The sequence below is a fragment of the Candidatus Flexifilum breve genome (assembly GCF_016713355.1).
The window spans coordinates 68,059-80,902 of sequence record NZ_JADJPI010000018.1 but is presented as its reverse complement, the minus strand read 5'-3'; the positions used below and the strand labels follow the sequence as shown (position 1 = coordinate 80,902).

General features: G+C 62.9%; 11 protein-coding genes. 4 read left to right on the top strand and 7 right to left on the bottom strand.

What is annotated here, in order from left to right; translation table 11 throughout:
• Window positions 1-122: 122 nt before the first annotated feature.
• The 4 genes from IPK17_RS16625 (at window position 123) to murQ (ending at window position 4,045) form a co-directional block, all read left to right on the top strand.
• Window positions 123-854 (top strand): GntR family transcriptional regulator, encoded by a 732-nt coding sequence (locus IPK17_RS16625; RefSeq protein WP_343418810.1) that lies wholly within the window; start codon window positions 123-125, stop codon window positions 852-854.
• A 136-nt stretch (window positions 855-990) separates the two neighbouring features.
• A complete protein-coding gene (locus tag IPK17_RS16620; RefSeq protein ID WP_343418809.1) occupies window positions 991-2,184 on the top strand; it encodes a serine hydrolase domain-containing protein in 1,194 nt (397 codons plus the stop codon).
• A gap of 79 nt (window positions 2,185-2,263) precedes the next feature.
• Entirely contained in the window at window positions 2,264-3,148 is an 885-nt protein-coding gene (locus IPK17_RS16615) for an N-acetylglucosamine kinase (protein ID WP_343418808.1), read from the top strand.
• Between the two features lie 21 nt (window positions 3,149-3,169).
• A complete protein-coding gene (murQ, locus tag IPK17_RS16610; RefSeq protein WP_343418807.1) occupies window positions 3,170-4,045 on the top strand; it encodes an N-acetylmuramic acid 6-phosphate etherase in 876 nt (291 codons plus the stop codon).
• A 257-nt stretch (window positions 4,046-4,302) separates the two neighbouring features.
• Here the strand turns inward: murQ and hutH are convergent, their stop codons facing one another.
• The 7 genes from hutH to IPK17_RS16575 form a co-directional block, all read right to left on the bottom strand.
• A complete protein-coding gene (gene hutH, locus IPK17_RS16605; protein ID WP_343418806.1) occupies window positions 4,303-5,853 on the bottom strand; it encodes a histidine ammonia-lyase in 1,551 nt (516 codons plus the stop codon).
• Between the two features lie 4 nt (window positions 5,854-5,857).
• The gene (locus IPK17_RS16600; protein WP_343418805.1) at window positions 5,858-6,424 is read right to left on the bottom strand and encodes a methyltransferase family protein; all 567 of its coding nucleotides are present in this window, start codon (window positions 6,422-6,424) and stop codon (window positions 5,858-5,860) included.
• Window positions 6,425-6,499: 75 nt separating this feature from the next.
• On the bottom strand, window positions 6,500-7,792 hold the full coding sequence (hutI, locus tag IPK17_RS16595; protein WP_343418804.1) for an imidazolonepropionase: 1,293 nt from the start codon (window positions 7,790-7,792) through the stop codon (window positions 6,500-6,502).
• Window positions 7,793-8,061: 269 nt separating this feature from the next.
• A complete protein-coding gene (gene hutU, locus IPK17_RS16590) occupies window positions 8,062-9,717 on the bottom strand; it encodes a urocanate hydratase (RefSeq protein ID WP_343418803.1) in 1,656 nt (551 codons plus the stop codon).
• Window positions 9,714-11,222 carry a glutamate formimidoyltransferase gene (gene ftcD / locus IPK17_RS16585; RefSeq protein ID WP_343418802.1) on the bottom strand — a complete coding sequence of 503 codons (1,509 nt, stop codon included), beginning with the start codon at window positions 11,220-11,222 and terminating at the stop codon, window positions 9,714-9,716. The genes hutU and ftcD overlap by 4 nt, the downstream gene beginning before the upstream one ends.
• 139 nt (window positions 11,223-11,361) lie before the next feature.
• Complete coding sequence (locus IPK17_RS16580; RefSeq protein ID WP_343418801.1) at window positions 11,362-12,312, bottom strand: isocitrate/isopropylmalate dehydrogenase family protein; 951 nt, start codon at window positions 12,310-12,312, stop codon at window positions 11,362-11,364.
• Window positions 12,312-12,830 carry a LeuD/DmdB family oxidoreductase small subunit gene (locus IPK17_RS16575; RefSeq protein WP_343418800.1) on the bottom strand — a complete coding sequence of 173 codons (519 nt, stop codon included), beginning with the start codon at window positions 12,828-12,830 and terminating at the stop codon, window positions 12,312-12,314. The genes IPK17_RS16580 and IPK17_RS16575 overlap by 1 nt, the downstream gene beginning before the upstream one ends.
• Window positions 12,831-12,844 lie beyond the last annotated feature (14 nt).

Here is a 12,844-nt window from a genome sequence, read left to right as displayed (position 1 = left end):
TTGCGTTCCCGACTCGATAGTGCTACAGTGAAAGCGTGGTCTAGTCCACACTATACCACGCGAATAATTATTGGTTAACGCTAAGCGCGCCGAGCGCGTCAGATAAAATTGGAAGATCCTTCATGATCAATCCTCAATTAGCGAAACCGCTGTATGAGCAAATCAAGCTGTATCTGCTAACGCGCATTGAGCAGGGGGAGTATCTGCCGGATACGCGTTTGCCCTCCGAACGCGATCTCGCGGAACAGTTCGGCGTCTCGCGCCTGACGGTCAAGAAGGCGATCAGCGACTTGCTGCAGAGCGGGCAGGTGTACGTGCAGATCGGCAAAGGGACGTATGTCAGCCGCGCCAAGATCGACCAGTCGCTCGACTCGCTGACCAGCTTCTCGGAAGACATCGGCAAGCGGCAGCAGCGACCGGGCAGTCGGGTGCTGGAAGCGCGGGAAATTCAGGCATCAGTGGAGGAAGCACGCCATTTACGGGTCGCACCGGGCGCGCTGCTGTATTTGCTGCGCCGTGTGCGCCTTGCCGATGACAAACCCATGGCGATTGAAAGCTGCCGCATTGTCGCGGCATTGTGCCCCGGTTTGCTGAGCGAACATGATTACGAACGCGAATCGCTGTATCAGGTGCTGCGCGGCGAATACGGCATTCGCCTGGCCTACGCCGAACAATCCATCGAGGCGCGCTTAGCCGGGACAGACGAAGCGGCGCTGCTGCAAATGGAGGCGCGCGCGCCGATCCTCGACATCAGCCGCGTGACGTACACCGACACGAATCAGCCCGTCGAATACACGCTGTCGGCGTACTGCGGCGCGCGCTACAAATTTCAGGCGATTTTACGCCGCGTGTAAGCGTGCTAAATAGTCGAATGGGGTGTAGGGGCGCACAGCCGTGCGCCCCTACGAATAGCACCCACTTATTTACAACGCCTTGCCGTACGGAAGACTCAGTTGAACTCTCCGACAATGGTGACTTTCAGAGGATGGTATGAGCGATTTGCAAGCTGCGGTACAGCCGATCATCGATGCCCACTTGGGCAACACGTTTCCGGCTTGCGTAATCTGCGTGAAGCACAAAGGCCACATGGTGCTGCATGAGGCGTGGGGACATATCGACCCGGAGACGCAGCGCATCCCGGTGACGACCAACACGCTGTTCGACCTCGCCTCGGTGAGCAAGTTGTTTACGGCAACGGCGTTTCTCTCGCTGGTCAGCGCCGGTCGCGTCCAACTGGATGACCCGCTGGTGAGCGTCATCCCCGAGTTTGGCGCGATCCATCCCCGTCCCATCGATGGCGGGCAAGACCCGCACAGCAAACAGCGCCTCACCACGCCGACGGAGTTGGCCGGCCAGACGGTTGACCCGACGCAGGTGACATTTCGCCATCTGCTCACGCACACCAGCGGCTTGCCCGCGTGGCGTGACGTGTATAACACGGCGGGACCTGCACCGACCCCGCCCGACATCCCCGATCCGCTGGCGCGGGCGGAACGCTGGGCGAAAGGGCTGCGGGCAATCTGCAATTACCCGTTTGTCAATCACATTGGCGCGGCGGTGCTCTACAGCGATATTGGCCTGCTGCTGATCGGCGAAGCGGTGAACCGCCTGCACGGTGGCGCGGATCTGGCGGCGGCGGTCGAGGCGCGAGTCATCAACCTTTTGGGCGAGCAAGTGGTGTACAATCCAGTACGTGAACATAGTATCAGCCGGGAGCGCATCGCGCCCACGGAGGACGATCCGGCGTGGCGTCAGCGCCGCGCGTGGGGCGAAGTCCACGATGAGAACGCCTGCGGTATTGGCGGCGTCGCCGGGCACGCCGGGCTGTTTGGAACGGCGCAGGCCGTCGCAGCGCTCGGTCAAGCCTGGTTGGATGGCGCGAATGTCTTCCACATCGATCCGGCGCTCGCCGCGGAAGCCAAGCGCCAGCACGCCGAAACTAACGGCATGCGGCGTGGACTTGGCTTTATGCTGCGCGCTGTCAGCGATTCGTCCGCAGGTGAGCGGATGAGCCTCGATAGCTACGGGCACACGGGCTTCACCGGCACATCGATCTGGATCGATCCGCACGCCGAACTGGTGGTTGCGTGCCTGACCAACAGCGTGTACCCGGGTCGCCTGCGCCCCGGCACGCACCAATTCCGCCGCGCCATTCATGACGCGGTGTTTGCCACTCTGAACTAAGCGGTCTCCTCCCTTTGTATGCTGGCAGGCGCCCGCCGCAGATCAACGAAGCATGCAAGAACCAGAGGCGGATGCCCAGATGAGCTACTACTTGGGAATCGATGGCGGGGGGAGCAACCTGCGCGTGGCGCTGGTGGGCGAGTCGCTGAGCCCGATAGTCGAGGCGCGCCGTGGGACGGTGAACCCGAATGTCGTCGGCTTTGACGAGGCTAAGGCGCTGATTCAATCAGCGGTCGAAGAAGTTATGATCGCGGGCGCGCCCTTGCGCGCGGTGGGCATCGGCATCGCGGGCGCGTCGCTGGCGCACGACTGGATGCGCAGCGTGATCACCGAAGTGCTGCCGGATGTCCCCGTCACGACCGCGCTGGATGTCGAGATTGCGCTCGTCGGGGCGCTGGGCGCGCATGAAGGCGTGCTCGTGCTGGCCGGGACGGGCAGCGTGGCCTTTGGCGTCAATGCCGCGGGCGAAACGGCACAGGCGGGCGGTTGGGGCTATCTGCTCGGCGATGAAGGCAGCGGTTACTGGTTGGGCGTACAGGCGCTCCGCGCGTTGACCCAGTGGTCGGATGGTTTCGACCTTGGGGCAGAGACGCTGGCGCGCCGGGTGATGGCCTATCTTAACCTGTCCAGCCCGCGTGAAGTCATTCGTTGGGTGTACCCGCCGACGATCAAAGAGATTGCCGCCCTCGCGCCGCTCGTGCTGGATGCTGCCGACGAAGGCGATCCGTATGCCGCGCGGATTGTGCTCGGCGGCGCGTGGTCGCTGTCGTCGCTCGTGACCACGGTGATCCGCCGTTTGGACGTGCCGACGCTGCCCATCGCCTTTGCGGGCGGGTTGCTCACCGCCGACAACCACCTGAGCCGCGATCTGTGCAATTTCCTTAGCTTGCCGACGATCCCGCAGCCCCAATATCCGCCCGTGATCGGCGCGGCGCTGCTGGCGAAGATCAAGCTGAATCAATGACTTGTCTGGAAAGGAACCAATGTGCTGACCGAACAGAAAAACCCGAACACGCTCAATATTGACCAGCTCTCCACGGCGGAGATCGCCGGACGCATTCACGCGGAAGACCGCACGGTGCTCGACGCGATTGAGCGAGCGATGCCGCAGATCGTCGCAGCGATTGACGCGATCTACGAGCGGATGCGCGCGGGCGGTCGGTTGTTCTACGTCGGCGCGGGCACGAGCGGTCGCCTGGGCATTCTGGATGCGGTCGAGCTCGTGCCGACGTTCAGCTCACCGCCGGAACTCGTGCAGGGAATACTCGCGGGCGGTCTCGATGCGGTCACGCAGTCAATCGAAGGCGTAGAAGATGATCGGCAGGCCGGGATCGACGAGTTGAAGGCGCGCTCCCTCACCGCGGGCGATGTGGTGCTCGGCATCGCCGCCAGCGGTCGCACGCCATTCGTGCTCGGCGCACTGGATTACGCCCAGTCGGTCGGCGCGCGCACCATCGCGATTGCCTGCAATGAGCCCGCTGCGGTGCTCGATGCCGCCGAAATCGCGATTCCGCTCGTGACCGGTCCGGAAGTGGTCACGGGCAGCACGCGCATGAAGGCGGGCACGGCACAGAAAATGACGCTCAACCTGATGAGCACGGCGGTCATGATCAAGCTGGGTAAGGTATACGGCAACCTGATGGTCGACGTGCAGGTCAAGAATGCGAAGCTGCGCGAACGCGCCGAACGCATCGTCAGCGAGATTGGTCGCGTGGACATTTCGCGGGCGGCGGCGCTGCTCGACGAGTCGGGCAACGAGGTCAAAACGGCGATTGTCATCGCGCGGCGGGGCGTGAGCGCCGCCGAAGCGCGCGCGCTGCTCACTGCGGCGGGCGGCGTTTTGCGTCCGGTGATTGATTAATCAACAAACCTCACCCCCGACCCCTCTCCTAAAGGCGAGGGGAGACAGATAAGCGTGTTTGTGTGGAGACGAGGCACGCCCGTACGCACGTAAATTATCGTGAAAGCGGGTTACTGGGCGGTAATGGAATATGGCGGACGCAATGAATTGCGTCCCTACACAAAGATGGGTTTTCTCGTAGGGACGCGATTTATCGCGTCCGCTGTCCAATTATCATACAGAGCTATCGGCTTGCCATATCCGCCCCGAGCGTAAGGTCACAGCGCCCCGTTCGCTGCGTGGGCAATGGCGCCGGATGACACCAGCACGCGCACCGTTTCCATGTGCGGATACAGCAGCGTGTCGCGTTCGATAAACGGCACGCGCGAGCGGATCAGGTCATAGACGGGCCGTGTACCGCGCCCCAGACTCTTGTCCGCGCCGACCACCTCCTTGCGGAAGTCGATGCCCTGCGCCGCCGCCATCAATTCGATTCCCAGAATGCGTTCGACATTGTTATTGATGCGCCGCGCTTTGAGCGCCGCCGTGCAGCCCATGCTGACATGATCCTCGACGTTGGCCGAGGTGGGAATCGTGTCCACGCTGGCGGGATGCGCGAGGACTTTGCTCTCGGTCGCCAGCGCCGCCGCCGTGTACTGAACGATCATGAAACCAGAGTTTAGGCCGCCTTCGCGGGTCAAAAAGGCGGGCAGCACATGCGTGTTGACCGATTCGTCAATCAGGCGGGCGATGCGCCGCTCGGAGATGTTGCCGAGTTCGCTCATGGCGAGGCCGAGGTAATCCATCGCAATCGCCAGCGGTTCGCCGTGAAAGTTGCCGCCGCTCAACACGGTGATCTCATCGCCGTCGATGAAGATCAGCGGGTTATCGGTGACGGCGTTCAGCTCGATCTCGAACGCCCAGCGGCAGTACGCAACCGCGTCGCGTACCGCGCCGTGCACCTGCGGGATGCAGCGCAGCGTGTAGGCGTCCTGCACGTTGAGCGGATCGTAGCCGCGCGTGAAACCGCTGCCCGCCAGCAGCGCGCGCAGATACGCCGCGCTCTCCTGTTGGCGTGGGAACGGGCGCAAGCGGTGAATGCGTTCGTCAAAGGCCAGCGGCGTGCCGTGCAGGGCTTCGAGACTCAGGCTGCCCGCGATGTCGCCCGTCTGCATGAGCATTTCGGCGCGATACGTTTCCAGCACGCCGAGCGCGCACATGATTGAGGTGCCGTTGGTCAGCGCGAGTCCTTCTTTGGCCGCCAGCGTGACCATCGCCAAGCCCGCGCGCTGCATCGCGTCTGCGCCGCCGATCTGCGCGCCCTGATATTCGGCTTCGCCCAAGCCGATCAGCACGAGACTCATGTGCGCGAGCGGGGCGAGATCGCCCGATGCGCCGAGCGAGCCTTTTTCGGGAATCCGCGGATGCACGCCGCGATTCAGCATATCGATGAGCGTTTGCAGCGTGGCGAGGCGAATGCCGGAATAGCCGCTGGCCAGCGTGTTGGCGCGAATCAGCATGATGGCGCGGGTCGTGGGGATGTCGAAGATATCGCCGACGCCAACCGCGTGGCTGATTAAGATGTTGCGCTGGAGCGTTTCGACGTCTTCTGGCGAAATCACGCGGTCTTTGAACGCGCCGAACCCGGTCGTGATGCCGTAGGCGATTTCGCCGCGCTGAATCAACGTTTGCACGGCGGCAGCGGCGCGATTCACGGCGTTTTTGGCGTCAGCGCTCAGCACGACTTCGGGTGCGCCGGGCTGCCCATAAGCGACGGCGATCACCTGTTCAATCGTCAGGTGTCCACCGTCGAGGATGATTTGAGTCATAGATTTAGAGGTACCTTCTTACTCGATTCACATAGTCTGTGTAGTCACGTCCATAGTGCTGACGCAGATACGCTTCTTCGCGGAGCACCTGTCGATGAAATAACCATGTAGCCCCGGCAGCGTAAACCAACAGTATCCAGTTGGGTTGTATCAAGAATTGACCGATCATCACCATAAAGAACGCGACGTAAATCGGATTGCGGCTCAGTGCAAACGCGCCCGTGGTCACAAGGTTGTCGGGACGCTCGGTGTCGATGCCAACCCGAAAACTCATCCCAAACGAGACCAGACTCCAGAGCATCAGCAGCAGCCCGACTGCGCACAAGCCGACGCCGACCCACGCGAGGATGTCGGATTGGAAAAATCGCTGCGTGCTGAGTGCGGGCCAATTGAGGGACGGCACAAATATCATGTAGAAGTAGAGCAGGGCAAAGGGGGGAATCAAGAAGTCCGTTTTGTCGATGCTCCCGAAGTGGATTGCTCGGGTGCCCTGGCGCTGCATGACCAGACTGCGTGCCAGCACCATTCCGAGCAGTAACACAATCGTCAAGGCCGCGAAATACTTTTGCATACTGATTCTCCGCGCAAGAGATCTTGTCGCCTCCTCTCTGCCCCGCGCGGGGCAGAGAGGAGGCTGGAATCTTGGCTAGACAACTTCCCCGCGCTTGATCACGGTGTGCACGAGATTGGTGCCGAATTCGTACATCAGCGCGCGGTAGTCGGGCGCATCGACGATCAATACGTCCGCCTGTTTGCCGACTTCCAGCGAGCCGACGCGGTCGCCCAGACCGATGGCGTGCGCGGCGTTGATCGTCGCGGCGTTGAGCGCTTCGGCAGGTGACAGCTTCTGGTAACGGCAGGCGATAGCCATGACAAACGGCATCGAGTAGCATGGCGCGGAACCGGGGTTGAGATCGGTCGCCAGCGCGACGATGGCGCCTGCATCCAGCATCCCGCGCGCATTGGCGTAGTGCGGACTGCCAAGGTTGAAGTTGACCGCCGGGAGGATTACGCCGATGGTGTCAGAGGCGGCCAGCACGGCGATCTCCGCGTCGGTCGTCACGTCAAGATGATCGACGGAGACCGCGCCGATCTCTACCGCCGCCGAGACGCCGCCCAACGCCGTAAATTCATCCACATGCGCTTTGATTTGCAGACCGTAATGTCGCGCCGCCGCCCACAGGAGCTGCGCGTTATCGACGGAGAACACGCCGTCTTCGACGAACACGTCAACGTAGACTGGTACACCCCCCCATGCCGAGCGCGAGGTGAAACGCGCCCCGGCATCGCGGATGCGCCGAATCCAGTCGGCGACGGCGGGCAGGGAGTCGACAATCACATGTTCGAGATAAGCATCATGCACGGCGCGGTGTTCCGGCGGGATGGCGTGCGCGCCCAAAAAGGTCGGCACAATGTCGAGCGGGTGCGAGGCGGCGAGCATCTCAATCGCGCGGAGCTGCTTAAGCTCATGGAAGGTGTTGAGGCCATAGCCCGTTTTGATTTCGGCGGTGGTCGTGCCGTGGCGCAGCATGGTATCGAGCCGCGGCAGCGATTGGTCGATCAGTTCGGAGAGCGAAGCGGCGCGGGTTGCCTGCATGGTGCTGACGATGCCGCCGCCCGCCGCGAGAAGCTCCATGTAGGTTGCGCCTTGGATGCGCTGCTCGAATTCGTCAAGGCGGTCGCCCGCGTAGACCGCGTGCGTGTGGCAGTCGACAAAACCGGGACACACGACTTTGCCCGCCGCGTCGATCAGCTCATTGGCGCTGTAGGTGGCGAGAATATCCGCCGTCGTGCCAACCGCAGCGATGCTGCCGTCTTCGATGACGAGCGCCCCGTCCTCGATCAGCCCGAGGTCGCGCATGGCGGCGCCGCGCTTGGGCTTGCCGTCTGGGCTGGCGCAGGTGATGAGCTGCTTGGCGTTGTGGATGATCGTTGTCATAGTCTCCTGCCCCCGTGGACGAGGTCCGCTCGTCCCTATAGCACAATATTCAACCCTAAATCCAAACGCAGCAACCATTTGGAGTGTTTGTGTCAGAAGGACGAGGCATGAGGGTGTTTTTAAAGGTCGCTTTCTGACCCCACCCCCGGCCCCTCCCCGAATTCATGGAGGGGAGCCAACCACGCTCGCCAGACCGAATTTGTTTTCGTAGGGACGCGATTTATCGCGTCCGCTGTGAGAAGGGCGTCCACACCTTGCCGGATCGGTCGTCAATCTTTCAGCATCGGTATTTTGACCCCGTGTTTGCGCGCAAAGTCCGTTGCTTCGGGATAGCCCGCGTCGGCGTGCCGCACGACGCCCATGCCCGGATCGGTCGTCAACACGCGCTCTAACCGCCGGAACGCGGCGTCGCTGCCATCCGCGACGATCACCTGACCCGCGTGCATGCTGTAGCCGATGCCCACGCCGCCGCCATGATGCAGGCTGACCCACGTCGCGCCGCCGATGGCGTTCACGAGCGCGTTGAGCAGCGGCCAATCGGCGATGGCGTCGCTGCCGTCACGCATCGCCTCGGTCTCGCGGTTGGGGCTGGCGACCGAACCGCTGTCGAGGTGGTCGCGCCCGATGACAATCGGCGCTTTGACTTCGCCGTTGGCGACCATCTCATTGAAGCGGATGCCTGCTTTGACCCGTTCGCCGTAGCCGAGCCAGCAGATGCGCGCGGGCAAGCCCTGAAACGTGATCTTCTCCCGTGCCATCGTGATCCAGCGGCGCAGATGGTCGTTTTCGGGGAACAGCTCCAGAATCGCGCGGTCGGTCGCGTAAATATCCTCCGGATCGCCCGAGAGCGCCACCCAGCGGAACGGGCCTTTGCCCTCGCAGAACAGCGGGCGGATGTAAGCGGGCACGAAGCCGGGGTAATCGAAGGCGTTGGTCACGCCCGCATCCAAGGCGCGCTGGCGCAGATTGTTGCCGTAGTCGAAGACAATTGCGCCTTTGGCCTGCCAGTCAAGCATCGTTTGCACGTGGGTCGCCATGCTGGCCATCGCCCGCGCGGTATAGGCGTCGGGATCGGTTTCGCGCAGAGCTTTCGCTTCATCCAGTGACAGCCCCGCCGGGATATAGCCGTACAGCACATCATGCGCCGAGGTTTGATCGGTCACGATGTCGGGCACGATGCCGCGCATCGCGAGTTCGGGCAGCACTTCTGCCGCGTTGGCGATCAAGCCGACCGAGAGCGGTGTCCTCGCGCTGACGGCTTCCGTCACCCACGTCATGGCTTCTTCGAGGTTGTCGGTGATGCGGTCGATCTGCTGTAAGTTGAGGCGGCGTTCGGCGCGCCAGCGGTCAACTTCCACGAACAGACCGACGCCCTCGTTGAGCGTCACCGCGAGCGGCTGCGCGCCGCCCATTTCGCCCAAGCCCGCCGTCAAGACGAACTTGCCCTTGAGCGACGGCCAGCCATGCTGCCGGGCGAGCGCGCCGAAGGTCTCGTACGTGCCCTGCAAAATGCCCTGCGTGCCGATGTAAATCCAACTGCCCGCGGTCATCTGCCCGTACATGATCAGGCCGTCGCGCTCCCACTTATCGAAGTTGGCCTGCGTCGCCCACGCGGGCACGATGTTGCTGTTGGCGATCAGCACGCGCGGCGCGTCCTCGTGCGTGCGGAAGCGGCCCACCGGCTTGCCCGACTGCACGAGCAGGGTTTCATCGGTTTCGAGCTTACGCAGCGAGTCGAGAATCGCCTCGAAGGCTTCCCAGTTGCGCGCGGCGCGTCCGCGCCCGCCGTACACAATCAGGTTGGCGGGGTCGAAGGCCACATCCGGATCAAGATTGTTCTGGATCATGCGGTAAGCCGCTTCGATCAGCCAGTTTTTGCAGGTCAGTTCTGTCCCACGCGGCGCGCGAATTTCCCGAGCGGTCATGCGTCGCCTCCCAACCCGCCGCGACCGTTGAGCGCGGCGCGAATGCGATCCGTGTAGCCCTTGGCTTCGGTCTCAAGCGCCGCGACGCGCCCGACCAATTCAGCCGCGGCGGCGCGGTCGGTCAGCGACTTGGCGTTGATTTTGACGTTCAGCCCGGCGGCGTAGATCGCCGTGTGCGCCAGCGAACCCGCCGATCCGGCGTCGCTCACGGCGTTGAGGTTGCCCGTCTCGGCGACTTCCGCCGCCAGCGCCAGCACTTTAAGCGCGGTTTCGGCAGCGTTGAGCGGCACGCGGGCGGCGTTCAGCGTCGCCTGTTCAATCGCGGCGGGACGTTCCGGCGCGTCTTTCGGCAGCTTCAGGGCGTCCATCACGGCGGTGAAGGCGTCGGCGTCGCGCTGCACACCCTTGTCGAGTTCCGCGCGCAGTGTTTCCGCCTGCGGGATGATCTCCAGCATGCGCGCTTCGACATCAGCGTATTTCTTTTTGCCAACCGTGACGCGGGCGACCATCGCCACGAGACCCGCGGCCATCGCGCCCGCATACGCTGCCGCCGAACCGCCGCCGGGGGTCGGGTCAGCGCTGGCTAGCGCGTTGAGGAAGGTCGAGTCGCTGCCCGTGTCGGTCAGGCGGTTTTCCAGCACCTGCTGCGGCGTGAAGTTGTCGATTTGCAGATACCACTGCGCCGCGTCGAACAGCGCCTGCTGGGGGATCAAGCCGATCAGTTCGGTGCTCTGAATGCCAACGCCGTAACGCTGCGCTTCGCGCCGCACCATCTCCACCACGCGGAAGATAGCCGTTTGCGTGTAGTCGGTCAGGTTCATCGAGACCTGCGCCTTGCCATCCACCAGCAGGCCGAGCGCCTTGACGAAGCGCAGCCCGCCCGTCTGGTGGCGGATAGCGCGGGCGATCTTCTTGGCGATGTCGACATCGGTGGTGGTCAGGTAGACGTTGAAGGCGATGAGCGGGGCGCGCGCGCCGATCACGGTCGCACCCGCTGTGCCGAGTTCGCTCGGGCCGTAGTCGGGGCGGCGGTTGGCGTCAGTCAGAATGGCCTGCTTCAAGCCTTCATATTCGCCTTTGCGCACATCGGCGAGGTTTTGATTTTCGGGGCGGGTGGCCGCCGCTTCGTATAAGTAGACCGGGATGCCGAGTTCGCCGCCCACGCGCTGACCCAAGTGTTTCGCCAGCGCCACGCAGTCGGCCATGGTCACGCCTTCGATGGGAATGAACGGCACCACATCGGTCGCACCGATGCGCGGATGCGCGCCCTGATGCGTATTCAGGTCAATCAATTGGGACGCCAGGCGAATTGCGCGGAAAGCGGCTTCGGCGACCGCCTGCGGCGCGCCAACGAACGTCACCACCGAGCGGTTGTGATCGGCGTCGCTCTCCCGGTCAAGTAGCTGCACCTGGGGGACGGCGGTGATCTCCGCGACGATGCGGTCGATCACGTCACTGCGGCGTCCCTCAGAGAAATTCGGAACACATTCGACGAGCTGTCTCATGAAAGCGGAGTCTTTCGGATATTTAAGTACTAAGGCAATTATAGCAAGAATAGAGCAGTTAGCTGTTAGCGATTAGCGGTTAGCCAAAACAAAACCGCCCACTCCGTTGATGAAGTGGGCGGCTCATGAGGGTGTGAAACTAATTCAAATGATGCAGAATGGCAGCGACCGTGTCCGTCGTCGACCCAGTGTGCGGGGTAGCGTACGTGACCGCGCGCAGCTTGGTCGCCGCGTCTGCATAGCCGAGGTGATCGAGCATGAGCGCCGCGCTGAGAATCGCCGCGCGCGGGTCGGCGATGCCCTGGCCTGCAATATCCGGCGCGCTGCCGTGTACAGGCTCGAACACGCCGAAGCGCCCCGCGCCGACATTGGCCGACGCGGCGATGCCTAAGCCGCCCGTCAACCCCGCCGCGAGATCGCTGAGAATGTCGCCGAACAGGTTGGTGGTGACGATCACGTCGAAGCGCGGCGCGTCCTGCACCAGCACCATTGCCGCCGTGTCGACCAGCAGTTCATTGACTTGCAAATCAGGGTACTGCGCGGTCACATCGAGCGCGACGCGGCGGAACAAGCCGCACGTTTCCTTCAGCACATTTGCTTTGTGCACGATGGTCAACTTACTGCGCCGACTCCGCGCCTGTTCGCACGCCGCCCGCACAATGCGTTCTGACGCCTTGCGCGTGATCACCCGTTCGAGAATGGCGGTTTCGCCGTCGTCCTCGAGGCGTTCGCGCCCGCTGTACATGCCTTCGGTGTTCTCGCGCACAATCAGCAGGTCGATTGCCTCGCGCTGCGCGGGGCGCAGGTTGGCGAACAGGTCAAAGCGGCGGCGGAGCTGCAAAATGGGGCTCTTGTAACCGTCGACTTTGGTCATAGGTGACTGCGTCGCGCCGAACAACGCGGAGTCGGCGGATAGGCACAGTTCAATCGTTTCGTCGGGGAGGGCGTTGCCCGTCTTCTCGAACGTGCCGAAGCCCGCATTGGCATACACAAATTCCAGCGGCAGATCGAGCGCGGCCAACACCTGATGCGCGGCGGGGATCACCTCAGCGCCGATGCCGTCGCCGTTGATGAGCACAATTTTAGGCATCAGCCTTCACCCTTGATGACGAGGTTCGGATCGACCGCGCCCTTGAAGCGCATTTGCAGCATGGGGACGAGCCCCCCCGCGTCGAGAATGGCGCGCACGGAGGGCGACAGCGTCGGGATCGGGAAGGCTTCAGCGCCCACATAGATCGTGTCGCCCTCGACGGTGATGGTGTCGCCTGTCTTGAGGTGCGCCGCTAATCCGGGCAGCACGACCGGGTGCACGCCCTGATTGATGCAGTTGCGGAAGTACAGCCCGCTGAATGATTCGGCGATGATCATGCTCACGCCCGACCACTTGAGCGAGGTCACGCCTTGTTCGCGACTGCTGCCGCAGCCCCAGTTCGCGCCCGCGACGATCACATCGCCGGGCTGGGCGTGCGCCGCAAAGGTCGGGTCGAGGTCTTCGAGCGCGTGGGCGCGAATCTCTTCCGGCTTTTGCAGGGTGTACGTGTATTTGCCGGGGAAAATCACGTCCGTGTTGACATTATCCCCGTAAACCCAAACGCGATGTGTGGTCATAGCTGCCCCTCACC

What these genes read in the sequence shown, in the direction of transcription:
- IPK17_RS16625 (WP_343418810.1), top strand. Translation starts at nt 123, where the DNA reads ATGATCAATCCTCAATTAGCGAAACCGCTGTATGAGCAAATCAAGCTG.
- IPK17_RS16620 (WP_343418809.1), top strand. Translation starts at nt 991, where the DNA reads ATGAGCGATTTGCAAGCTGCGGTACAGCCGATCATCGATGCCCACTTG.
- IPK17_RS16615 (WP_343418808.1), top strand. Translation starts at nt 2,264, where the DNA reads ATGAGCTACTACTTGGGAATCGATGGCGGGGGGAGCAACCTGCGCGTG.
- hutH (WP_343418806.1), bottom strand. Translation starts at nt 5,853, where the DNA reads ATGACTCAAATCATCCTCGACGGTGGACACCTGACGATTGAACAGGTG.
- IPK17_RS16600 (WP_343418805.1), bottom strand. Translation starts at nt 6,424, where the DNA reads ATGCAAAAGTATTTCGCGGCCTTGACGATTGTGTTACTGCTCGGAATG.
- hutI (WP_343418804.1), bottom strand. Translation starts at nt 7,792, where the DNA reads ATGACAACGATCATCCACAACGCCAAGCAGCTCATCACCTGCGCCAGC.
- hutU (WP_343418803.1), bottom strand. Translation starts at nt 9,717, where the DNA reads ATGACCGCTCGGGAAATTCGCGCGCCGCGTGGGACAGAACTGACCTGC.
- ftcD (WP_343418802.1), bottom strand. Translation starts at nt 11,222, where the DNA reads ATGAGACAGCTCGTCGAATGTGTTCCGAATTTCTCTGAGGGACGCCGC.
- IPK17_RS16580 (WP_343418801.1), bottom strand. Translation starts at nt 12,312, where the DNA reads ATGCCTAAAATTGTGCTCATCAACGGCGACGGCATCGGCGCTGAGGTG.
- IPK17_RS16575 (WP_343418800.1), bottom strand. Translation starts at nt 12,830, where the DNA reads ATGACCACACATCGCGTTTGGGTTTACGGGGATAATGTCAACACGGAC.